Genomic DNA, 22,307 nt, shown 5'->3' on the forward strand with positions numbered 1-22,307 from the left:
TCAGAGCATAAATTGCAAATTACACAGGCTTCCCTGAGCCTTGTGGAAAAGTCGCGTACAGCTGCGTTAACAAACCCTGCATCATCCAGTGGATAAATACGCCTGTTGATAACAAACCTATTAATCCACAGGCTGAACACGGGGGATCCCCTGCCATCGTACAGAATCGACACAGGGTTGTTAGGCGCTGAAACCTAAGCCATATCTGGCCTACAAGTGGTTATCCACAGAAAACTGCTTCACCATACATAAACACAAGCTCTAAAAAGATTTAAAGAAGTTCCTCTCTTTTATTTTCTATAGAGGCGAACAGTGCCCGTTGGCTATTTTTTGTTCAGGTGCCTTCAATCGAAAGCCCTTAACCCCTATACTGTCCGGCTCTCTTCTTTCTCCTTGATCAACAGGCACGAGGTGCGTGGTGGATTTCCCTTCCCGTTTTGACGTGATCGTGATCGGCGGCGGCCATGCCGGCACAGAGGCCGCACTAGCGGCTGCACGCATGGGCGTGAAGACGCTGCTGCTCACCCACAATGTGGAAACCCTTGGCCAGATGAGCTGCAACCCCGCCATCGGTGGGATCGGCAAAAGCCATCTGGTAAAGGAAATCGATGCGCTGGGTGGTGCCATGGCACTGGCCACCGATAAAGGCGGCATCCAGTTCCGCGTGTTGAACAGCCGCAAAGGCCCGGCAGTCCGTGCGACTCGCGCCCAGGCAGACCGTGTTCTCTACAAGGCCGCCGTGCGCGAGATCCTGGAGAACCAGTCGAACCTGTGGATATTCCAGCAGGCCTGTGATGACCTGATCGTCGAACAGGATCAGGTGCGCGGCGTAGTGACCCAGATGGGTCTGAAATTCCATGCCGATAACGTCGTTCTCACTGCCGGCACTTTCCTCGGCGGACTTATCCACATCGGCCTGGAGAACTACTCCGGTGGCCGTGCCGGTGATCCGCCCTCGATCGCCCTGGCCCGACGCCTGCGCGAGCTGCCGCTGCGTGTCGGTCGCCTGAAGACCGGCACCCCGCCGCGCATCGACGGCCGCAGTGTCGATTTCAGCGTAATGACCGAGCAGCCCGGCGATACGCCGATCCCGGTGATGTCCTTCCTGGGCAACAAGGAAATGCACCCGCGCCAGGTCAGCTGCTGGATCACCCATACCAACGCGCGTACCCATGAGATCATCGCGTCCAACCTCGACCGCTCACCCATGTACTCCGGCGTGATCGAAGGCGTCGGGCCGCGCTACTGTCCGTCGATCGAAGACAAGATCCATCGCTTCGCCGACAAGGACAGCCATCAGGTCTTCCTCGAACCGGAAGGCCTGACCACCCATGAGCTGTACCCGAACGGTATTTCCACGTCGCTGCCCTTCGATGTGCAGCTTGAGATCGTCCGCTCGATCCGCGGCATGGAGAACGCGCACATCGTTCGCCCGGGCTACGCCATCGAGTACGACTACTTCGACCCGCGCGACCTGAAGTACAGCCTGGAGACCAAGGTGATCGGCGGCCTTTTCTTCGCTGGCCAGATCAACGGCACCACCGGTTACGAAGAAGCCGGCGCTCAGGGCCTGCTCGCCGGCGCCAACGCCGCACTGCGTTCGCAAGGTCGTGAAAGCTGGTGCCCGCGTCGCGACGAGGCCTACATCGGCGTGCTGGTCGACGACCTGATTACTCTCGGCACCCAGGAGCCGTACCGCATGTTCACCTCGCGCGCCGAATACCGGTTGATCCTGCGCGAGGACAACGCGGACCTGCGCCTGACCGAGAAAGGCCGCGAACTGGGTCTGATCGACGACGAGCGCTGGGCGGCCTTCGAAGCCAAGCGTGAAGGCATCGAACGCGAGGAGCAGCGGCTGAAGAGCACCTGGGTCCGCCCCAATACACCGCAGGGCGACGCCATTGCCGAGCGCTTCGGCACTCCGCTGGCCCACGAATACAATCTGCTGAACCTGCTGGCCCGTCCGGAAATCGACTACGTCAGCCTGGCCGAAGTGACTGGCGTAAGCGCGGATGACCCGCAAGTCGCCGAACAGGTGGAGATCCGCACCAAGTACGCGGGTTACATCGATCGCCAACAGGAAGAGATCGCTCGCTTGCGCGCCAGCGAAGACACTCGTGTGCCTGTGGATATCGACTACCAGTCCATTTCCGGGCTCTCCAAGGAGATCCAGCTCAAGCTGGGTAACGCCCGACCGGAAACCCTCGGTCAGGCCGGCCGCATCCCGGGCGTCACCCCGGCGGCCATCTCCCTGTTGCTGATCCACCTGAAGAAGCGTTCCTCCGGTCGTCAGCTGGAGCAGAGCGCCTGATGTCCCTGGTCACCGCCCGCCACGCCGAAGAACTCGCGCGTGGCATCCAGACGCTTGGCCTGGATATCGACGCCGCTACCCAACAGCGACTGCTGGATTACCTGGCCCTGCTGGTCAAATGGAACAAGGCCTACAACCTCACCGCCGTGCGCGATGTGGATGAAATGGTCTCCCGCCACCTGCTCGACAGCCTGAGTATCGTCCCATCGTTCGAGGCCGCCGGCGGCGAACGATGGCTGGACGTCGGCAGCGGCGGCGGCATGCCCGGCATTCCGCTGGCCATCCTGTTCCCCGGCAAGTTCCTGACTCTGTTGGACAGCAACGGCAAGAAGACCCGCTTCCTCACGCAGGTGAAGCTGGAGCTCAAGCTCGACAACCTGCAGGTTATCCACAGCCGGGTCGAAGCCTTCCAGCCCGAGCAGCCGTTCAACGGCATCGTCTCCCGGGCGTTCAGCAGTCTCGAAGACTTCACCAACTGGACGCGCCACCTGGGGGACACCCAGACCAACTGGCTGGCCATGAAAGGCGTGCACCCCAGCGACGAGCTCGCGGCACTCCCGGAAGATTTCCGGGTCGAAGCCGAACGTGCTCTGGTGGTGCCGGGTTGCCAAGGCCAGCGCCATCTGCTGATACTGCGCCGCACTGCATGACGGGGAGTGGGGAAAACCATGGCTAAGGTATTCGCGATCGCCAACCAGAAGGGCGGCGTCGGCAAGACCACGACCTGTATCAACCTCGCGGCATCGCTGGTCGCTACCAAGCGACGCGTGCTGCTGATCGATCTTGATCCACAGGGCAATGCCACCACCGGCAGCGGTGTGGATAAGTTGTCCCTGGACCATTCCATCTACGACGTGCTCACCGGCGAATGCGACCTGGCCCAGGCCATGCAGTTCTCCGAGCACGGCGGCTACCAGCTGCTACCCGCCAACCGCGACCTCACCGCAGCGGAAGTGGTGCTGCTGGAAATGGACATGAAGGAACATCGCCTGCGCCACGCGCTGGCGCCGATCCGCGAGAACTACGACTTCATCCTCATCGACTGCCCGCCGTCGCTGTCGATGCTGACGGTCAACGCCCTGTCCGCTTCGGACGGTGTGATCATCCCGATGCAGTGCGAGTACTACGCACTGGAAGGTTTGACCGACCTGATGAACAGCATCCAGCGCATCGCTGAGCGACTGAACCCGGCGCTGAAGATCGAAGGCCTGCTGCGCACGATGTACGATCCGCGCATCAGCCTGACCAACGACGTCAGCGCGCAGTTGCAGGAACACTTCGGCGACAAGCTCTACACCACCGTGATCCCACGCAACGTGCGGCTGGCCGAAGCACCCAGCTTCGGCATGCCGGCGCTGGTCTACGACAAGCAATCGCGCGGTGCCCTCGCCTACCTGGCGCTGGCCGGCGAGCTGGTGCGCCGTCAGCGCGCCGCCCGCACCACCGCCCCCGCCTAAGAGATTAAGGAACCCGCATGGCCGCCAAGAAACGAGGTCTCGGACGCGGGCTGGACGCCCTGCTCAGTGGCTCCAGCGCCGCTACGCTGCAGGAAGAAGCCGTTCAGGTGGACAGCAAGGAGCTGCAACACCTGCCGCTGGACCTGATCCAGCGTGGCAAGTACCAGCCCCGTCGCGACATGGACCCGCAGGCCCTGGAAGAACTCGCCCAGTCGATCAAGGTCCAGGGCGTGATGCAGCCGATCGTGGTTCGCCCGATCGACAAGGGTCGCTACGAGATCATTGCCGGTGAACGCCGCTGGCGCGCCAGCCAGCAGGCCGGCCTGGAAAAGATCCCGGCCATGGTCCGCGAAGTGCCGGACGAAGCCGCCATCGCCATGGCGCTGATCGAGAACATCCAGCGCGAGGACCTCAACCCCATCGAGGAAGCCGCCGCGCTGCAGCGCCTGCAGCAGGAATTCCAGCTGACCCAGCAACAGGTCGCCGACGCCGTCGGCAAATCCCGCGTGACGGTGGCCAACCTGCTGCGCCTGATCGCCCTGCCGGAAGAGATCAAGACCCTGCTCTCCCACGGAGATCTTGAAATGGGCCACGCCCGCGCCCTGCTCGGATTGCCCGAGAATCGTCAGGTCGAAGGTGCGCGACATGTTGTCGCACGAGGCTTCACCGTGCGTCAGACCGAAGCACTAGTGCGCCAGTGGCTGAATACCTCCGAGGAACCTGTCAAAGCGGTCAGGACCGACCCGGACATCAGCCGCCTGGAACAGCGCCTGGCCGAGCGCCTGGGCGCTCCGGTGCAGATTCGCCATGGGCAGAAGGGCAAAGGGCAGTTGGTGATCCGCTACAACTCCCTCGATGAGCTCCAGGGCGTTCTCGCGCACATACGTTGATACGAACGTAGCATGTAGGGGTCGTCGGAAATCACTACCTGACGGTTGAATGGGTATGCGGCGCCCCCTATACTCTGCGCGCAATTTTGTCGGCACAAAGTATGCCAAGTTGTTGATTTGTGAAGCCGACGCCAGAGGACTGTGAGCTCAGATGGAACCCCGCAAGCCCAATCGTTTGCCCTTCCATCGTCAACCGGCGTTCAGCCTGTTGCTCGTCCAACTGGTGGTGCTGCTTATCGGTGCAGCAACCCTGTGGTTTGCACAGGGATCGGTCGCAGGCTATTCCGGATTGCTCGGGGGCCTGATTGCGTGGTTGCCGAATCTGTACTTTGCTCGCAAGGCGTTCCGCTACAGCGGTGCGCGTTCTGCCCAGCTGATAGTCCGGTCCTTTTATGCCGGTGAGGCGGGAAAACTGATTCTGACGGCAGTGCTCTTCGCACTGACGTTCGCAGGTGTGAAGCCGCTGGCGCCCCTGGCGCTGTTCGGCCTCTACCTGCTGACCCTCGCGGTCAGCTGGTTTGCACCCCTGCTGATGCGAAACACATTTACAAGACCTTAGAGCGATTGAGGCAAACATGGCAGCAGAAAGCGCTTCGGGTTACATCCAGCACCACTTGCAGAACCTGACTCTGGGTCGTCTGCCGGATGGTTCCTGGGGGTTCGCCCACACCGCCGAACAAGCCAAGGAAATGGGCTTCTGGGCATTCCACGTTGATACCCTGGGCTGGTCCGTATTCCTCGGCCTGGTGTTCATCCTTATCTTCCGCATGGCAGCCAAGAAGGCCACCAGCGGTCAACCTGGCGGCCTGCAGAACTTCGTCGAAGTTCTCGTGGAGTTCGTCGACGGCAGCGTGAAGGACACCTTCCACGGCCGTAACCCGCTCATCGCACCGCTGGCGCTGACCGTGTTCGTCTGGATCTTCCTGATGAACCTGATCGACCTGGTGCCCGTGGACTTCCTGCCGCTCGCGGCCCAGGCGGTGACCGGCAACGAGCACCTGTTCTTCCGCGCCGTAGCCACCACCGATCCGAACGCCACCTTCGGCATGTCGATCGCGGTCTTCGCGCTGATCATCTTCTACAGCATCAAGGTCAAGGGCATCGGCGGCTTCCTCGGCGAACTGACCCTGCACCCGTTCCACAGCAGCAACATGGTGGTTCAGATCATCCTGATCCCCGTGAACTTCCTGCTGGAGTTTGTGACCCTGATCGCCAAGCCGGTATCCCTGGCACTGCGTCTGTTCGGCAACATGTACGCCGGCGAGCTGATCTTCATCCTGATCGCCGTGATGTTCGGTTCCGGCATCCTCTGGCTGGGCGGCATGGGCGTCGTGCTGAACTGGGCGTGGGCCGTGTTCCACATCCTGATCATCACCCTGCAGGCCTTCATCTTCATGATGCTGACCATCGTCTATCTGTCGATGGCTCACGAAGACAGCCACTGATCCAAAGATTCTATGCGCCCATTCCCCTGCGGGAGTGGGCGTAAGAAGAGCTTCACCACCTTAACTTGCTTCAACCTTTAACCAACACGACAAAAAAGTCGGGAGGAAAAATGGAAACTGTAGTTGGACTCACTGCTATCGCCGTTGCTCTGCTGATCGGTCTGGGCGCTCTGGGTACCGCCATCGGCTTCGGCCTGCTGGGCGGCAAGTTCCTGGAAGGCGCTGCTCGTCAGCCGGAAATGGTTCCGATGCTGCAGGTCAAAATGTTCATCGTCGCTGGCCTGCTCGACGCCGTGACCATGATCGGCGTTGGTATCGCTCTGTTCTTCACCTTCGCTAACCCGTTCATTGCTCAGGTTGCCCAGTAATTTCCGCAACGCGGAAATCTGTGACTGAACAACGAACGAGCGAGGTATTGGCGTGAACATTAATGCAACTCTGATCGGCCAGGCCATCGCGTTCGCCATCTTCGTCCTGTTCTGCATGAAGTTCGTGTGGCCTCCGGTCATCGCGGCTCTGCACGAGCGTCAGAAGAAGATTGCCGACGGCCTGGACGCTGCCAACCGCGCGGCTCGTGACCTGGAACTGGCCCACGAGAAAGCGGGTCAGCAACTGCGCGAAGCCAAGGCTCAGGCAGCCGAAATCATCGAGCAGGCGAAGAAGAGCGCTAACCAGATCGTTGACGAAGCCCGTGATCAGGCCCGTGCCGAAGGTGATCGCATGATCGCCCAGGCCAAAGCCCAGATCGAACAGGAACTCAACAGCGTCAAAGACGCCCTGCGTGCCCAAGTGGGTGCCCTGGCTGTCTCCGGCGCCGAGAAGATCCTGGGAGCTTCGATCGATGCCAATGCGCAAAAGCAGCTGGTTGATCAACTGGCCGCCGAGATCTAAGCAGAGGGCGATATGGCAGAACTGACCACATTGGCTCGTCCATACGCGAAGGCGGCTTTCGAGTACGCCCAGGCTCATCAGCAATTGGCCGATTGGTCTGCTGCTCTGGGTGTGCTGGCTGCAGTGTCGCAGGACGACACCGTGCGCCAGCTGCTCAAGGAGCCCCAGCTGACCGCAGCCGCCAAGGCTGACGCGCTGATCGACGTGTGTGGCGACAAGCTCAATGCTCCGGCCCAGAACTTCGTCCGGACTGTGGCTGAAAACAAGCGGCTCGACCTGCTGCCGACCATCTTCGTGATGTTCGAGCAACTCAAGGCCGAGCAGGAAAAATTGGTCGAGGTCGAGGTCACCAGTGCCTTCGCCTTGGACCAGCAACAGCAGGACAAACTCGCCAAGGCTCTCAGCGCCCGGCTCAGTCGCGAAGTGCGACTTCATGCGTCGGAAGACGCGAGCCTGATCGGCGGCGTGGTAATTCGCGCCGGTGACTTGGTAATCGATGGCTCGGTGCGCGGCAAAATCGCGAAACTGGCCGAAGCGTTGAAATCTTGAGTTTGAAGGGGCAGCGGCATGCAGCAACTCAATCCTTCCGAAATTAGTGAAATCATCAAGGGGCGCATCGAGAAACTCGACGTCGCCTCGCAAGCGCGCAACGAAGGCACCATCGTCAGTGTTTCCGATGGCATCGTGCGCATCTTCGGTCTGGCCGACGTCATGTACGGCGAGATGATCGAATTCCCGGGCGGCGTCTACGGTATGGCGCTGAACCTGGAGCAAGACTCCGTTGGTGCTGTGGTACTGGGTGAATACCAGGACCTCAAAGAAGGCATGAATGCCAAGTGCACCGGCCGCATCCTGGAAGTACCGGTTGGTCCGGAACTGCTGGGTCGCGTTGTCGACGCCCTGGGTAACCCGATCGATGGCAAAGGCCCGATCGATGCCAAACTGACCGACGCCGTCGAGAAAGTGGCACCGGGCGTGATCTGGCGTAAGTCGGTAGACCAGCCGGTTCAGACCGGTTACAAGTCGGTCGACGCCATGATCCCGGTTGGCCGTGGCCAGCGCGAGCTGATCATCGGTGACCGTCAGATCGGTAAAACCGCTCTGGCCATCGACGCCATCATCAACCAGAAGAACAGCGGCATCCGTTGCGTCTACGTAGCCATTGGTCAGAAGCAATCGACCATCGCCAACGTCGTTCGCAAGCTGGAAGAAAACGGCGCCCTGGCCAACACCATCGTGGTCGTTGCCAGTGCTTCGGAATCCGCAGCTCTGCAATACCTGGCTCCGTACTCCGGTTGCACCATGGGCGAATTCTTCCGCGACCGCGGTGAAGATGCCCTGATCGTGTACGATGACCTGTCCAAGCAGGCCGTAGCCTACCGCCAGATCTCCCTGCTGCTGCGCCGTCCGCCGGGCCGCGAAGCTTATCCGGGCGACGTGTTCTATCTCCACAGCCGTCTGCTGGAGCGCGCTTCCCGCGTTTCCGAAGAGTACGTAGAGAAGTTCACCAACGGCGAAGTGAAAGGCAAGACCGGTTCTCTGACCGCCCTGCCGATCATCGAAACCCAGGCTGGCGACGTTTCCGCATTCGTTCCGACCAACGTGATTTCCATCACCGACGGTCAGATCTTCCTGGAATCGGCCATGTTCAACTCGGGTATCCGTCCGGCCGTCAACGCCGGTATCTCGGTATCCCGTGTAGGTGGCGCGGCCCAGACCAAGATCATCAAGAAGCTGTCCGGCGGTATCCGTACCGCGCTGGCCCAGTACCGTGAACTGGCGGCCTTCGCCCAGTTCGCTTCGGACCTGGACGACGCGACCCGCAAGCAGCTGGAACATGGTCAGCGCGTTACCGAGCTGATGAAGCAGAAGCAATACGCGCCGATGTCCATCGCCGAGATGTCGCTGTCCCTGTATGCCGCCGAGCGTGGCTTCCTGCAGGACGTCGAGATCGCCAAGGTGGGCGCCTTCGAACAAGCGCTGATCGCCTACTTCCAACGTGAGAACGCCGCTCTGCTGGCGAAGATCAACGAGAAGGGTGACTTCAACGACGAAATCGACGCAGGCATCAAGGCCGGCATCGAGAAGTTCAAGGCCACCCAAACCTGGTAAGCCGCAGCGGGGGTCGTTAACGGCCCCCGCCTGCTAAACCGATAGGTGTGAAATGGCAGGCGCAAAAGAGATTCGCAGCAAGATTGCGAGCATCAAAAGCACGCAAAAAATCACCAATGCCATGGAAAAGGTGGCGGTGAGCAAGATGCGCAAGGCACAAATGCGCATGGCGGCCGGCCGTCCCTACGCGGAGCGCATTCGCCAGGTGATCGGCCATCTGGCCAACGCCAACCCGGAATACCGTCACCCGTTCATGGTCGAGCGTGAAGTCAAGCGCGTCGGCTACATCGTGGTGAGCTCCGACCGTGGCCTGGCTGGCGGCCTGAACATCAACCTGTTCAAGGCTCTCGTCAAGGACATGAGCGGGCAGCGCGATCGTGGCGCGGAGATTGACCTCTGCGTGATCGGCTCCAAGGGTGCATCCTTCTTCAAGAGCTATGGCGGCAACGTAGTTGCAGCTATCAGCCACCTGGGCGAAGAGCCGTCGATCAATGATCTGATCGGCAGCGTCAAGGTCATGCTGGATGCCTACCTGGAAGGTCGTATCGATCGCCTGTACGTGGTTTCCAACAAGTTCGTCAACACCATGACCCAGAAGCCGACCGTGGAACAGCTGATTCCGCTGGTGGCCGAGGACAATGCCGAGCTGAAGCACCACTGGGACTACCTCTACGAACCCGACGCCAAGGCCCTCCTCGACGGCCTGCTGGTGCGCTACGTGGAATCCCAGGTGTACCAGGCCGTGGTTGAGAACAACGCCTGTGAGCAGGCGGCCCGGATGATTGCAATGAAGAACGCTACCGACAACGCCGGTGATCTGATCAGTGGTCTGCAACTGATCTACAACAAGGCACGTCAGGCGGCGATCACCCAGGAAATCTCGGAAATCGTCGGCGGCGCTGCCGCGGTGTAAGAACAGGTTCAAAATTCAGAGGAACCAGACATGAGTAGCGGACGTATCGTTCAAATCATCGGCGCCGTGATCGACGTGGAATTCCCGCGCGATGCCGTGCCGAGCATCTATGAGGCCCTGAAAGTTCAGGGCGTCGAAACCACACTGGAAGTTCAGCAGCAGCTGGGCGACGGCGTGGTTCGTTCCATTGCGATGGGTTCCACCGAAGGCCTCAAGCGTGGCCTGAACGTGGAAAGCACCGGCGCAGCCATCTCCGTCCCGGTCGGCACCAAGACCCTGGGCCGTATCATGGACGTGCTGGGCAACCCGATCGACGAAGCCGGCCCCATCGGCGAAGAAGAGCGTTGGGGTATCCACCGCGACGCTCCGTCCTACGCTGACCAGGCAGGCGGCAACGACCTGCTCGAAACCGGCATCAAGGTTATCGACCTGGTCTGCCCGTTCGCCAAGGGCGGTAAAGTCGGTCTGTTCGGTGGCGCCGGTGTAGGCAAGACCGTAAACATGATGGAACTGATCCGTAACATCGCCATGGAGCACAGCGGTTACTCTGTGTTCGCTGGTGTGGGTGAGCGTACTCGTGAGGGTAACGACTTCTACCACGAGATGAAGGATTCCGGCGTACTGGACAAGGTAGCCCTGGTATACGGCCAGATGAACGAGCCGCCGGGCAACCGTCTGCGCGTTGCACTGACCGGCCTGACCATGGCCGAGAAGTTCCGTGACGAAGGCCGTGACGTACTGCTGTTCATCGACAACATCTACCGTTACACCCTCGCCGGTACCGAAGTATCCGCACTGCTGGGCCGTATGCCGTCCGCAGTAGGTTACCAGCCGACCCTGGCCGAAGAGATGGGCGTTCTGCAAGAGCGCATCACCTCCACCAAGAAAGGCTCGATCACCTCGATCCAGGCCGTCTACGTTCCCGCGGACGACCTGACCGACCCGAGCCCGGCGACCACCTTCGCCCACTTGGACGCCACCGTCGTACTGTCCCGTGACATCGCCTCGCTGGGTATCTACCCGGCAGTTGATCCGCTGGACTCGACTTCCCGTCAGCTGGACCCGCTGGTCATCGGCCAGGATCACTACGACACCGCTCGTGGCGTGCAGTATGTTCTGCAGCGCTACAAGGAGCTGAAGGACATCATCGCGATCCTCGGCATGGACGAACTGTCCGAGTCCGACAAGCTGCTGGTGGCCCGTGCTCGTAAGATCCAGCGCTTCCTGTCCCAGCCGTTCTTCGTGGCTGAAGTATTCACCGGCTCGCCGGGCAAATACGTCTCCCTGAAGGACACCATCGCTGGCTTCAAAGGCATCCTCAACGGCGACTACGATCACCTGCCCGAGCAGGCGTTCTACATGGTCGGCGGCATCGAAGAAGCCATCGAGAAAGCGAAGAAGCTGTAATCCGTGCGCCCGGCAACGGGCGCTTACGTGAGGCAAGGGTATGGCTATTACTGTCCACTGCGACATCGTCAGCGCCGAAGCGGAGATTTTCTCCGGTCTGGTTGAGCTGGTCGTAGCGCACGGCTCGCTGGGCGATCTGGGTATCGCTCCGGGCCACGCGCCGCTGATCACCGAGCTCAAGCCGGGTCCGATCCGCCTGGTGAAGCAGGGTGGCGAGCAGGAGGTGTACTACATCTCCGGCGGCTTCCTCGAAGTACAGCCGAACATGGTCAAGGTTCTCGCCGACACCGTGATTCGTGCAGGTGACCTCGACGAAGCGGCTGCCCAGACCGCACTGAAGGAAGCTGAGAAGGCTCTGCAAGGTAAAGGTGCAGAGTTCGACTACAGCTCCGCCGCAGCCCGCCTGGCCGAAGCCGCAGCGCAACTGCGCACGGTCCAGCAGGTTCGCAAGAAGTTCGGCGGCTAAGCCGCGAAGTCCTTCGGGACTTCAGCGTCAAATAGGAAAAGGGTAGCCTTGGCTACCCTTTTTCTTTTTCCACTCGCGGGTAATCCCGCTCACCAGGACGGTCTCCCACCCATGTCTCTCGAAATCGTCATTCTTGCCGCCGGCCAAGGCACCCGCATGCGCTCGGCCCTGCCGAAAGTCCTGCACCCGGTTGCTGGCAAACCGATGCTTGCCCATGTGATCGACACTGCCCGTGGCCTTGGCCCCTCGCGCATCCACGTGGTGATTGGCCATGGTGCCGACCTGGTGCGCGAGCGCCTGCAGGCGGATGACCTGAATTTCGTGATCCAGGAACAGCAGCTGGGCACCGGCCACGCCGTGGCGCAGGCCGCCCCGTTCCTGAGTGCAGACAGCGTGCTGATCCTCTACGGCGATGTGCCGCTGATCGAGCAGCCGACCCTGGAGCGCCTGATGGCCCAGGCCACGGCAGAGCAACTGGCGCTGCTGACCGTGGAACTGGACGATCCCACCGGCTATGGCCGCATCATCCGTGGCAGCAATGGCGAGGTTCAGGCCATCGTCGAGCAGAAGGATGCTACCGCCGAGCAGCGCGCCATCCGCGAAGGCAACACCGGCATCCTCGCCGCGCCGCGCGAGCGCCTGCTGGGCTGGCTGTCGCGTCTGTCCAATTCCAACGCCCAGGGCGAGTATTACCTCACCGACGTGATTGCTATGGCAGTCGGCGACGGCCTGCGCGTGGCCACCGCCCAACCCCAGGTGGCGATGGAGACCCAGGGCGCCAACGATCGCCTGCAGCTCTCCGAGCTGGAGCGCTTCTTCCAGCTGCGTGTGGCACGTCGCCTGATGGCCCAGGGCGTGACCCTGATCGATCCGGCTCGCTTTGACGTGCGTGGCGAAGTCAGTGTCGGTCGCGATGTGAGCATCGACATCAACGTGATCCTCGAAGGCCAGGTAGAGATCGAGGACGACGTACAGATCGGCCCGAACTGCTATATCAAGGACAGTACCCTGCGCCGCGGCGCCATCATCAAGGCCAACTCGCACCTGGAAGGCGCCCACGTCGGCCCCGACAGTGATGTCGGCCCATTCGCCCGCCTGCGTCCGGGTAGCGTGCTGGAGCGTAAGGTGCATGTGGGTAACTTTGTCGAGCTGAAGAACGCGCACCTGCAGGACGGTGTGAAGGTCGGCCACCTGACTTACCTGGGCGACAGTGAAGTCGGTGCGCGCACCAACATCGGCGCCGGCACTATCACCTGCAACTACGATGGCGCGAACAAGTGGCGCACCACCATCGGTGAAGACGTCTTTATCGGTTCCAACAACTCGCTGGTGGCGCCTGTGGATATCGGTGCCGGCGCCACGACTGGCGCGGGCTCCACTATCACCGCCGAGGTTCCTGCCGGCACTCTCGGCGTCGGTCGTGCCAAGCAGCGGGTGATCGAAGGCTGGAAGCGCCCGGAAAAGATCAAGAAATCCTGATTCACAGGCCGCTACTCTGTGGGTAATTTTTTATCCACAGGGTGGGGCGCCTCTTCTGTTATTCACAGGCCACCGCCACGTGGCTCGTTCCTGCTGGAGTTTTCCCGGTCATGCTTGGCGTCGCCATCCTGATCTTTCTGATCACCGACCCGTTCGGCAACATCGCGGTGTTCCTCGCCGCCCTCAAGTCCGTCCCCGCTGAACGTCGTCTGAAGGTCGCGCTGCGCGAGCTGCTGTTCGCACTGGGCCTGCTGCTGTTGTTCCTCACCTTGGGCGAGCACATCCTCACCGGGCTTGGCTTATCCAAGGAAGCCACCGGTATTGCCGGCGGCATCATCCTCTTCGTAGTGGCGATGCGCCTGATTTTCCCCACGCCGCAGGGCGTGCTGGGCGATATGCCGGACAATGAGCCACTGTTCGTGCCGCTGGCCACACCAGCGGTGGCAGGGCCTTCCGCCCTGGCGATGCTGATCACCCTGCGCAGCACCTACACTGGTCCCTTATGGGAGCTTTACCTGGCGGTGATCCTGGCCTGGGCGGCGACGGCATTCATCCTGATGCAGGCGGCGTTCCTCCAGCGCTTCCTCGGCCCGCGGGGGCTGATGGCCGTGGAACGCCTGGCCGGCATGCTGCTGATCATGCTCAGCGTGAACATGCTCCTGCAGAACGTGCGCAGCTTCCTGCACATCGCTGCCTGATGCCGTCTCCTTGAGAACTGCCATGACCTTGCGTGTCCTGACCTTCGCGCTTCTCACCACCCTGCTCGCCGGCTGCGCCGACAAGGGGTTGCAGATCAATCGCGAGCATGTGTCGAAGAACCAGGACAGCCGCATCCAGTACGTCATCGTCCACTACACCTCGGCCGACCTGCCGCGCTCGCTGGCGCTGCTGACCCATGGCGAGGTGAGCGCGCACTATCTGATCGGCGACAACCCGGCGACCATCTACCAACTGGTGGACGAGAACCGCCGAGCCTGGCATGCCGGCGCCAGCGAATGGCAAGGCAGGACGTGGTTGAACTCCACTTCCATCGGCATCGAACTGGTGAACCCCGGCTACCGCGACACGCCCAGTGGCAAGATCTGGTATCCCTACCCGGATGCGCAGATCGACGCACTGATCGCGCTGCTGCGAGACATCACCCAGCGCCAGGGCATCACCCCGGAACACATCCTCGGCCATAGCGACATCGCCCCCCAGCGCAAGGTCGATCCGGGCCCTCTGTTCCCCTGGAAGAAGCTCGCCGAAGCCGGCCTGATCCCCTGGCCGAAGCCGGGCGAGCTGGCACGTCGTCTAGCCGAGCTGAACGGCGAGCTGCCGGCTCCGGTCTGGTTCCAGCAACAGCTGGCGCGCCACGGTTATGCGGTGCCGCTCGATGGGGTGATGAATGAGGAAACCCGCAACGTGATCGCGGCGTTCCAGATGCGCTTCCGCCCGGAGCGCTTCGACGGCGAGCCGGACCTGGAAACCGCCGCGTTGCTGCTGGCGGTTCCGACCTCCTAAACCGGCAGCAGCAGGTAGAAGCGCGAGCCTTTACCTTGCTGCGAACGCAGGGCGATGCGGCCGCCATGCAGCTGCACGATTTCCCGGCACAGCGCCAGGCCGAGCCCGACGCCGCCTTTCTTGCGGCCTACCTGCACGAAGGGTTCGAAGATCCGTCCTTGCTGGCTCAATGGAATGCCGTCGCCGCTGTCTTCCACGGCAATCGCTACGCGTTCTTCCTGGCAACGCGCTTGCAGGCGAATGGTGCCGCCTTCCGGGGTATGGCGCAGCGCGTTGCCGACCAGGTTATCCAGCACGCGCTCGATCTGCATACGGTCGATGTTGATCGGCGGCAGACCCTCGGCGACTTCCAGGTCCAGCTCGATGCGCTTCTGTGCGGCGGGATCGGCAAAGCGTTGGTGCGCCTGTCGCAGTAGTTCGCCCACATCGCACAACTGCAGCTCCAGTTTCTGGGTGCCGCTCTGGTAGCGAGAGAAATTCAGCAGATCGTTGATCAGCCTTACCAGTCGGTGCATCTCCTCATCCACAGTGCGGACCAGGTCGCGCTCGCGGGATTCCTCGGGGAATTTCAGCCGTTCGGCCAGCAGGCCGAAGGCCATGTGCATGCCGGTCATGGGTGTGCGTAGCTCGTGGGAGGCGCGCAGGACGAAGTCATTGCGCACACGCTCGAAGGCGCGCTGTTCGGTGACGTCGCGCACTACCATCACCGCGCCAATATTGCGCCCATCATCATGGCTGACCGGCGATATACCCCAGGTCAGCAGCCGGCTTTCGCCGCCCACTTCCACCACCAGGTCCTGTGGGGTTTCATCCAGCAGGTTGCCGCTCAGCACCCGTTGCACCGCCTGGGTCAGCGCCGGATTGCTGAGCAGACCGCCCAACTCCTGCCCCTGGGGATCGCTGTGGGAAAACAGCTGTCGAGTGGCGACGGGGTTGGCGTGTTCGATGCGACCGTGGCGGTCGAGGATCACCAGCCCGTCGTCGATGCTGTCGAGCACTGCCAGCAGACGCTTGCGGCCAGAGCCAAGCGCCTCGGTATTGCTGGCGCGATACAGGCGCAGGGCCTCCGCCATCAGGCCGAAGCGACGGCTCAGCGAAGACATCTCGGCGACACCGGAAACCGGCAGAGTGACGTCGAATTCGCCCTGGCCGATTTTGTCCGCGGCCTTTGCCAGTATCTCGATGGGCGCGCCGAAGCGGCGGGCGATGCTGTGGGCCGTGATGAAACCGACGACCAGGATGGCTATGCCGATCAATCCGAGCAGGCCGCTGACCAGTAAGGTGCGGTCGCGGGCCGAGCGCTCGTCGGCGCTGATGTTCTGCATCGCCCCCTGGTGTAGCGCCAGCAGTCGGTTGCGCAGGACGTCGAGGGTGCGGCTGAGGTCGCTGTCCTCCAGCAGTTCCGGGCGCCCCGGGCCGGGCGTGTCAGTTGCCTCGACGAATAGGCGGTGGGCATCGGCGATTTCGGCCATGGCCTGGCGTTCGCCACTGGTGCGCGCCATGGCCCGCCCCTGCTCCAGCGCCTGGGCAAAGTGCGTCCTGGCCCGTTCCAGTGACTCGGGGCTAGGCCGGGCGCTGAGAACCTGCACCAACTCGTCTCCCAGTGCCTGGCGCAGGCGCTGGCTGACCTCGATGGCGTCGAAGTTTCGCTGGATCAGCTGGGCCTGCTCACGGCCGGTCAGCACCACGCTGAACAGGCCCAGGAGCAGCCCCAGCAGGGCCACCGTGATGAGTGCGGAAATGCTGAGGAACAGCCTCGTCCGCAGCGTCATCGGGATTGGCAGGTTCACAGGCTGTACTGCTTGCGCTTGCGATAGAGCGTCGAAGCGTCGATCCCCAGGGTCTTGGCCGCCTGGTCAAGAGTCGTGCTGGAGGCCATGACGGCGGCGATATGGGCTTTCTCCAGTTCTTCCAGGCTCATCGCCTCGCCAATGCGTGGTGCGGAGCTGGTGGTCTGTCCGCCGATTGCCAGCTGTTCTACGCCAATCAGTTCAAGATTGCAGATGATGCTCGCTCGTTCGATCACGTTGCGCAGCTCGCGGACGTTGCCAGGCCAGCTGTAGCGTCGCAGCAACGCACGGGCTTCTTCGGTAAAACCGCGCGCCGGTCGGCCGTAGTCCTTCACGAACCGGGCGAGGAAGCGTTCGGCCAGGCCGATGATGTCCTCAGCGCGTTCGCGCAACGGTGGCAGATTCAACACGATGACGTTCAGCCGGTAGAGCAGGTCCTCGCGGAAAGTGCCTTGGGCAACCATGCCAGCAAGGTCGCGGTTGGTGGCGGCGAGGATGCGCACGTCGGCGTTGCGGGTTACCGGGTCGCCGATGCGCTCGTACTCCTTGTCCTGGATGAAACGCAGCAGTTTTGGTTGAAGTATGAGGGGAAAATCGCCGATCTCGTCGAGGAACAGCGTGCCACCATCGGCCTGGCTGATACGTCCGAGGGTGTTCTCGGTGGCGCCGGTGAAGGCGCCACGGCTGTGGCCGAACAGCTCGCTTTCCATCAGTTCGGCAGACAGCGACGGGCAGTTGATGGTGACGCAGGATTTCTTCGCCCTCTTGCTCCAGCCATGGATTGCCCGCGCCAGCTCCCCCTTACCCGAGCCGGACTCGCCGAGGATGAGGATGTTGGCGTCAGTCGCAGCCACCTGGCGGGCCGTCTCCAGCACGGCGGCCATGGCCGGGCTGTGGGATTCCAGTACATCGCCTTGCTTGCGCATCTCGCCTTCCAGCGCCTCGATGCGTGCGGTGAGCTGGCGCACTTCCAATTGCTTGGCAGCGGCCAGGCGCAACTGGTCGGGGCTGCAGGGTTTCACCAGGTAGTCGGCGGCACCGGCCTGCATGGCATCCACGGCGGTGTCGACTGCCGAATGCGCGGTGACTATCACCACGCGCATCCACGGCGCCTGTACGCGCATCTGCGCCAGCACGTCCAGGCCGTTGTCATCGCCCAGGCGCAGGTCGAGGAAGCACAGGTCGAACACCTGGCGCTGCAGCAGGTTCTCAGCCTGTTGAGCACTGCTGGCGGTGGCCACGCTGTAGCCCTCGTCCTCCAGGCAATAGCGGAACGAGCGCAGGATGGCGGACTCGTCATCGACCAGCAGGATCCGGCCTTGCTGTTCAGGCGTTGCGTCCATTCAGCGATTTCCTCGTTGTGTGATTCGTTGTTGTAAAGGGTGCGATTTTTCTTAGTCCAGGGTTTTTCGTGCAAGTTGCAAGAATCTTTCTGGTACTTCGGGCAGGGTGCACAGTCCGGGGTTATCTACAGACATCCCAACACATTGAATTACAAGAATTTTATCCACAAGAACGCACTGGCACGGCGCTTGCGAATCCTATTTCGCACCATCGTTTGACGGAGACCGCCATGCCCAATCCGAAGATCCTTGCCTTCGCCCTGAGTTCTGCTCTGCTCGCTCTGCAGCCAATGGCCAGCCATGCCGCCGAGGCCGGGCTGAGCGCACAACTGGCTGAAGCGCGCCAGGAGGGTTCGATCTGGACGGCCATCAACCTCAACCGCGAACTCAAGCCATACGCGATCAAGGTGGATGTGGAAAGCGGCCGCGCGCAGCTGACCGGAGCCGTGGCCAGCGAAGAACAGAAGGCGCTGGCCGGGCAGATCGCCGGCAGCGTCGAAGGTATCAGCGCTGTGGATAACCAGTTGGGCGTGGATGCGTCGTTGGCTGACGGGCAAAAGCCTGGCACCGCGAAGGACGAAGGCGTGGTCCAGCGCTGGGACGACGCCACGCTGGCGGCCAAGGTGAAGTCCAAGCTGTTGCTGGAAAAGCGCGGCGAAGGCCTCGACATCAAGGTCAGCAGCAAATCCGGCGCCGTCACTCTCGAGGGCAGCGTGATCAGCGAGGAAGCCAGCCAGCAGGCTGCGCACCTCGCAGCGCAGACCGAAGGTGTCAGCGCTGTGGATAACCGCCTGAAGGTCGACCCCGACGCCGCCTCCACCCAGACATTCGAGAAGTCCGTCGGCGATGCCCAGGCCGCCGTCAGCGACGCCTGGATCACCAGCCAGATCAAGGCAGGCATTCTCTCCGCCCATGCGCTGCAGGGGCTCTCCATCGGCGTGTCCACTCGTGACGGCGTGGTGACCCTCAGTGGCCAGGTGCCCAGCGCCGACGAGCGCCAGCAATTGATTGATTCCGCTCGCAAGACCCGTGGTGTGCGTGAGGTGGACGCCGCCGCGCTGAAGGTGGCCGGCCAGGCTGCCTGACTCTTCCACCCATTCTTCCCAGGAGAACTGTCATGACCCGCACGACTAGTCAGCTCAATGAACTCATCGAGATCACCCGCGACGGCCAGCGTTTCTACCAGCACGCCATCCAGGAAGTGAAGGATGCCCGGCTGCAGCGGCTGTTTCAGTCCATGGCGCAGGCCAAGACCGACGTGATTAACGCCCTGGCCGGCAAGGTCGCGGCCAACCATGAGGACCCCGCCACCGGCGGCACTCTGCTGGGCAAGCTGCGCCAGGTGTATGCCGATACGCGCGCCACCCTGGCCAGCGACGAAAGCGCCACCTACGTCGCCCAGCTGGAGGAGACCGAGGACCGCATTCTCCACGCCTTCGAGGACGCGCTGCAGAACGGCACACCGGAAACCCAGGCGCTGCTGCGCGCTGAGCTGCCGAAGGTGCGCGCCTGTCACGACCAGATGAGCGAGCTGAAACATTCGCTGAAGTGACCCAGTTCACACGGGCGCAGGGAGGCGTCCGTTAGCCGGGATTGCAAAACGCACGACGCATCCCGGCCCATCGTGCAGGATGCGGTGAAAAGGGACCTGAGTTCTTTATTTAAGTTATTGATTTAAAAAGGAAAAAATTGATCTCAAAGACTGGCATGCGGCGTGCAATTCCTACTGCAAGACAGTCAACAAAACCACCCGCGGCGACGAGAGCCCGGAGGCCCGAGGAAAGGCCTCAAGGTGCAACAGACAGAGCGACGACGGGCAGGAGAAACGGGATGAACAGCGGAACCAACAGCCAAGTGCAAGTTGCGCGTATTGATGTGTGGAGCCGGATCTTCTTTGCCGGCGCGCTCCTGCTGCTGCTGATCAACCAGGTGCAGCTGCAGATGCAGGTCTCCCATGTCCAGGCTGCCGGCGCTCCGGTCGCTTACGTCCCTAGCTCCTCCAGCGCGCCCGGCCTGTACCGCGAAGCTTCGCGTTATCCACAGGCTGCTCCGGCCCGCAACCCGGCTGAGGTTCTGCAGGCTCCCCAGGCGCAAACCCAGGCTCAGGTCCAGCCGATGGCCCGCACTCAGGGCGGCTGGGTGTTCTGATGGACATTCATTGAATCGCCGGTAGGCCGCTGGTCTGCCCGCCAGGTCCGCAGTGCCCGGAAGCGCCCGGAAGCGCCCGGGCGGAAACCCCTTCCGGAGGCTGCCATGTGGCTCCGGAGCAGGTACCCGAAGTGGTACCGATTCGACAACGAGAAGAGGAGAGACCCCATGCTTAGCTGGGCACTGACATTCCTGATCATCGCCATCATCGCCGCGGTCCTGGGCTTCGGTGGTATCGCCGGCGCCGCTACCAGTATCGCCAAGATCCTGTTCGTGATTTTCCTGGTGCTGTTCATCGTGTCGTTCTTCATGGGGCGTCGTCGAGGGTGATGTCCATGGAACAGGCTGAAGTCGAGCAAGGAGCGAACCGATGAGCTTTACCCGCAACCTCCTGCTGTCCCTTCTGCTCGCCGGCGCCGGGGCGAATGCCCTGGCCGCCGAGGCGGACAAGGACGCGCAGTACCGTCTCAATGAGCTGATCGCCAGCGACCAGCAGTACCGCGAAACCTGGCAATCGGTGGTCAAGGATGAAAGCCGCCTGCCGGACTGGGTGATGAACCTCAGCGGTACCGCGACGCCGATGCAGGCGGTCGATGAGCAGGGAGACAAATACCTGGTCGGGCAGTTGTGCGAGCAGCACAACTGCGCTGCCCAACGGCTCTACGTGGCCTTCACCTGGGACAAGGACAAGGCCTACGCGCTGTACGTGAAGGTTCCCGAGAACCTTCCGGCGGACAAGTCGCCGAGCAAGCACGCGAGTTTCCGCTGGCTCGGCGAGCCGGACGATTCGGTGAAACGGATCCTCGACGACCAGCTCAAGAGCGATCCGAACTGGTACTGACCGTACCAGCAGACAGGTTCAGAGATTCGCGTACCCAGAAGGCGTACGCAGGGCCAGGGGGCCGGGATGTTCGGGATGCGCCATGTCCGGAACGACCCAGGGGTACAGGGGGTACCTCCGCTGAGGCGGGCCGGGTCAGGCAAGGCCTTCGGAACCGGCGTGGGAAATCCGCGCCGGCTCCGGAGCGCCACATTTCTTTATAGGGTCAGGGCTTGCGAGATCAGGGCTTGAAGTTGGCCGCGTCCCGCGCCCAACCATCGAGCACCGGTTTCAGATCCGTCAGGGTGAGGTGAGTGCTGGTGTTCTCCAGCGTGTTGCCCGCGCCCTTGCGCACCACCTTGGCGACCGGTTTGCTGGTCGCACCATCCAGCGCCTCGAATTCCACATAGACCTCGGTGTCCTGGTCACGGGTGCCGATGGCCGTGGTCGTTGCCGCCACCACAAGAGCAATCGGGATTACTTCGTAGGCCTTCAGCCCCTCGGTGGAGATGTTCACCCCGGTGATCGCGGTGCGCAGCACCAGGGTGTCGCGATCAGCCTGCTGGACGATGCGGTAGCGGCTGCCCAGTTGCAGCTCGACCTGCTTCTTCAGGTAGTCGGGGATTTCGTTGAGGGTCGTCTGGTCGATGTTCTCATTCGGCTTGGGCGGCGGGTAATAGACCGGACGTTCCACCAGCACCGAGCTGTAGTTCGTAAGCTTCAGGTTCGGGTCTACCCAGCGCAGCACCGGCTGGCCACTGGGGGAGGTGGCGGGCTTGAGTTGCGAGTAGTCGCCGAGAAAGCCCGAGTACTGCGAGGCGTCCGGTTTCTGGCTGGAGCAGCCGGCCAGTGCCAGGGCGCCGGCGAAGAGCAGAGTGGGTACTACGTAGCGTCGCGTCATAGAGCTTCCTTATTCAGAGTGTCACCGCGTTGTGCTTTCACCACATTGAACAACCCGTTGCCAACCCGGCTGTCGCGGCGGCCGCAGGGTATCCGCACGCTCGCTCGAAGCCGGTCGAACTTCACTGATGTCAGTCAATTCAGAGTGTTGTGGAAACGCCTTACAATCACTCGCCGATTCCCGTCAGTCGATTTACCCCAATCCACCCGGGAAGCGGCCACCGCAACAATGAAGAGCGGAATCCGGCGACTTATCCACAAGAGCGCCCGCATTCCTGCCAGCCCTGCAGCCGTTGGGCCATTTCCCCGCCCTCCGGCCATCCGTGACGGTCTCCCGACGGCGACCGTACATCCGGTAACAACAAGCCGCGACCCGAGCGTCCGAAGCTTGCTGACCGATCAATCCGGGCCATTGATGGCCGATTTGCACCA

24 protein-coding genes are annotated in these 22,307 nt (G+C 62.0%); 21 read left to right on the forward strand and 3 right to left on the reverse strand.

Translation table 11 applies throughout. The annotated features are described in order from the left end of the window. Positions 1 to 418: 418 nt before the first annotated feature. From mnmG to ACNFH5_RS03225, 16 genes are all read left to right on the forward strand, one after another. Entirely contained in the window at positions 419 to 2,311 is a 1,893-nt protein-coding gene (gene mnmG, locus ACNFH5_RS03150; protein ID WP_416744142.1) for a tRNA uridine-5-carboxymethylaminomethyl(34) synthesis enzyme MnmG, read from the forward strand. After that, positions 2,311 to 2,961 (forward strand): 16S rRNA (guanine(527)-N(7))-methyltransferase RsmG, encoded by a 651-nt coding sequence (rsmG, locus tag ACNFH5_RS03155; protein WP_416744143.1) that lies wholly within the window; start codon positions 2,311 to 2,313, stop codon positions 2,959 to 2,961. The genes mnmG and rsmG overlap by 1 nt, the downstream gene beginning before the upstream one ends. Positions 2,962 to 2,979: 18 nt before the next feature. Further along, the gene (locus tag ACNFH5_RS03160) at positions 2,980 to 3,768 is read left to right on the forward strand and encodes a ParA family protein (protein WP_024765005.1); all 789 of its coding nucleotides are present in this window, start codon (positions 2,980 to 2,982) and stop codon (positions 3,766 to 3,768) included. A 17-nt stretch (positions 3,769 to 3,785) separates the two neighbouring features. After that, positions 3,786 to 4,658: a ParB/RepB/Spo0J family partition protein gene (locus ACNFH5_RS03165; protein ID WP_416744144.1), complete on the forward strand. Its 873-nt coding sequence runs from the start codon at positions 3,786 to 3,788 to the stop codon at positions 4,656 to 4,658. A 151-nt stretch (positions 4,659 to 4,809) separates the two neighbouring features. Then, a complete protein-coding gene (locus ACNFH5_RS03170) occupies positions 4,810 to 5,217 on the forward strand; it encodes a F0F1 ATP synthase subunit I (RefSeq protein ID WP_416744145.1) in 408 nt (135 codons plus the stop codon). Between the two features lie 16 nt (positions 5,218 to 5,233). Beyond that, complete coding sequence (gene atpB / locus ACNFH5_RS03175; RefSeq protein WP_017518843.1) at positions 5,234 to 6,103, forward strand: F0F1 ATP synthase subunit A; 870 nt, start codon at positions 5,234 to 5,236, stop codon at positions 6,101 to 6,103. A gap of 110 nt (positions 6,104 to 6,213) precedes the next feature. After that, complete coding sequence (gene atpE / locus ACNFH5_RS03180; RefSeq protein ID WP_003457994.1) at positions 6,214 to 6,471, forward strand: F0F1 ATP synthase subunit C; 258 nt, start codon at positions 6,214 to 6,216, stop codon at positions 6,469 to 6,471. Positions 6,472 to 6,523: 52 nt separating this feature from the next. Beyond that, positions 6,524 to 6,994, forward strand: coding sequence for a F0F1 ATP synthase subunit B (locus ACNFH5_RS03185; RefSeq protein ID WP_017518842.1), 471 nt, complete (start codon positions 6,524 to 6,526; stop codon positions 6,992 to 6,994). Positions 6,995 to 7,006: 12 nt separating this feature from the next. Beyond that, the gene (locus ACNFH5_RS03190; RefSeq protein ID WP_024765001.1) at positions 7,007 to 7,543 is read left to right on the forward strand and encodes a F0F1 ATP synthase subunit delta; all 537 of its coding nucleotides are present in this window, start codon (positions 7,007 to 7,009) and stop codon (positions 7,541 to 7,543) included. An 18-nt stretch (positions 7,544 to 7,561) separates the two neighbouring features. After that, complete coding sequence (atpA, locus tag ACNFH5_RS03195) at positions 7,562 to 9,106, forward strand: F0F1 ATP synthase subunit alpha (RefSeq protein WP_045213785.1); 1,545 nt, start codon at positions 7,562 to 7,564, stop codon at positions 9,104 to 9,106. Between the two features lie 52 nt (positions 9,107 to 9,158). After that, on the forward strand, positions 9,159 to 10,019 hold the full coding sequence (gene atpG / locus ACNFH5_RS03200) for a F0F1 ATP synthase subunit gamma (protein ID WP_017518839.1): 861 nt from the start codon (positions 9,159 to 9,161) through the stop codon (positions 10,017 to 10,019). A 30-nt stretch (positions 10,020 to 10,049) separates the two neighbouring features. Next, positions 10,050 to 11,426: a F0F1 ATP synthase subunit beta gene (atpD, locus tag ACNFH5_RS03205; RefSeq protein ID WP_045213787.1), complete on the forward strand. Its 1,377-nt coding sequence runs from the start codon at positions 10,050 to 10,052 to the stop codon at positions 11,424 to 11,426. 40 nt (positions 11,427 to 11,466) lie between these two features. Further along, positions 11,467 to 11,892 carry a F0F1 ATP synthase subunit epsilon gene (locus ACNFH5_RS03210; RefSeq protein WP_254469679.1) on the forward strand — a complete coding sequence of 142 codons (426 nt, stop codon included), beginning with the start codon at positions 11,467 to 11,469 and terminating at the stop codon, positions 11,890 to 11,892. Between the two features lie 111 nt (positions 11,893 to 12,003). Beyond that, entirely contained in the window at positions 12,004 to 13,371 is a 1,368-nt protein-coding gene (gene glmU / locus ACNFH5_RS03215) for a bifunctional UDP-N-acetylglucosamine diphosphorylase/glucosamine-1-phosphate N-acetyltransferase GlmU (protein WP_416744146.1), read from the forward strand. A gap of 110 nt (positions 13,372 to 13,481) precedes the next feature. Further along, positions 13,482 to 14,069, forward strand: coding sequence for a MarC family protein (locus ACNFH5_RS03220; protein ID WP_017518835.1), 588 nt, complete (start codon positions 13,482 to 13,484; stop codon positions 14,067 to 14,069). Positions 14,070 to 14,091: 22 nt separating this feature from the next. Continuing rightward, positions 14,092 to 14,874 (forward strand): N-acetylmuramoyl-L-alanine amidase, encoded by a 783-nt coding sequence (locus ACNFH5_RS03225; protein ID WP_416744147.1) that lies wholly within the window; start codon positions 14,092 to 14,094, stop codon positions 14,872 to 14,874. Here ACNFH5_RS03225 and ACNFH5_RS03230 read toward each other — a convergent pair. Then, a complete protein-coding gene (locus ACNFH5_RS03230; RefSeq protein WP_416744388.1) occupies positions 14,871 to 16,658 on the reverse strand; it encodes a KinB sensor domain-containing domain in 1,788 nt (595 codons plus the stop codon). The two genes, ACNFH5_RS03225 and ACNFH5_RS03230, sit on opposite strands and share 4 nt — an antisense overlap. Before the next feature lie 2 nt (positions 16,659 to 16,660). Continuing rightward, positions 16,661 to 18,007, reverse strand: a complete 1,347-nt coding sequence (algB, locus tag ACNFH5_RS03235) for a sigma-54-dependent response regulator transcription factor AlgB (protein WP_416744148.1) — start codon at positions 18,005 to 18,007, stop codon at positions 16,661 to 16,663. Positions 18,008 to 18,237: 230 nt separating this feature from the next. On the opposite strand from algB, the gene ACNFH5_RS03240 reads away from it, so the two are divergent. The 5 genes from ACNFH5_RS03240 to ACNFH5_RS03260 all read left to right on the forward strand — a co-directional run bounded on the left by ACNFH5_RS03240 (position 18,238) and on the right by ACNFH5_RS03260 (position 20,996). Further along, positions 18,238 to 19,092, forward strand: a complete 855-nt coding sequence (locus tag ACNFH5_RS03240; RefSeq protein ID WP_416744149.1) for a BON domain-containing protein — start codon at positions 18,238 to 18,240, stop codon at positions 19,090 to 19,092. Positions 19,093 to 19,124: 32 nt separating this feature from the next. Beyond that, positions 19,125 to 19,559, forward strand: a complete 435-nt coding sequence (locus ACNFH5_RS03245; RefSeq protein ID WP_416744150.1) for a ferritin-like domain-containing protein — start codon at positions 19,125 to 19,127, stop codon at positions 19,557 to 19,559. Positions 19,560 to 19,837: 278 nt separating this feature from the next. Beyond that, complete coding sequence (locus ACNFH5_RS03250) at positions 19,838 to 20,155, forward strand: hypothetical protein (RefSeq protein WP_416744151.1); 318 nt, start codon at positions 19,838 to 19,840, stop codon at positions 20,153 to 20,155. A gap of 168 nt (positions 20,156 to 20,323) precedes the next feature. After that, the gene (locus tag ACNFH5_RS03255) at positions 20,324 to 20,485 is read left to right on the forward strand and encodes a DUF1328 domain-containing protein (RefSeq protein WP_017518828.1); all 162 of its coding nucleotides are present in this window, start codon (positions 20,324 to 20,326) and stop codon (positions 20,483 to 20,485) included. 40 nt (positions 20,486 to 20,525) lie between these two features. Further along, positions 20,526 to 20,996 (forward strand): inhibitor of vertebrate lysozyme family protein, encoded by a 471-nt coding sequence (locus ACNFH5_RS03260; RefSeq protein WP_416744153.1) that lies wholly within the window; start codon positions 20,526 to 20,528, stop codon positions 20,994 to 20,996. A 220-nt stretch (positions 20,997 to 21,216) separates the two neighbouring features. Here the strand turns inward: ACNFH5_RS03260 and ACNFH5_RS03265 are convergent, their stop codons facing one another. Beyond that, positions 21,217 to 21,876, reverse strand: coding sequence for a DUF3313 domain-containing protein (locus ACNFH5_RS03265; RefSeq protein ID WP_416744154.1), 660 nt, complete (start codon positions 21,874 to 21,876; stop codon positions 21,217 to 21,219). Positions 21,877 to 22,307: the final 431 nt, after the last annotated feature.

It is taken from the genome of Pseudomonas sp. NY15435 (assembly GCF_048068295.1).
In the GTDB taxonomy this organism is placed as follows: domain Bacteria; phylum Pseudomonadota; class Gammaproteobacteria; order Pseudomonadales; family Pseudomonadaceae; genus Pseudomonas.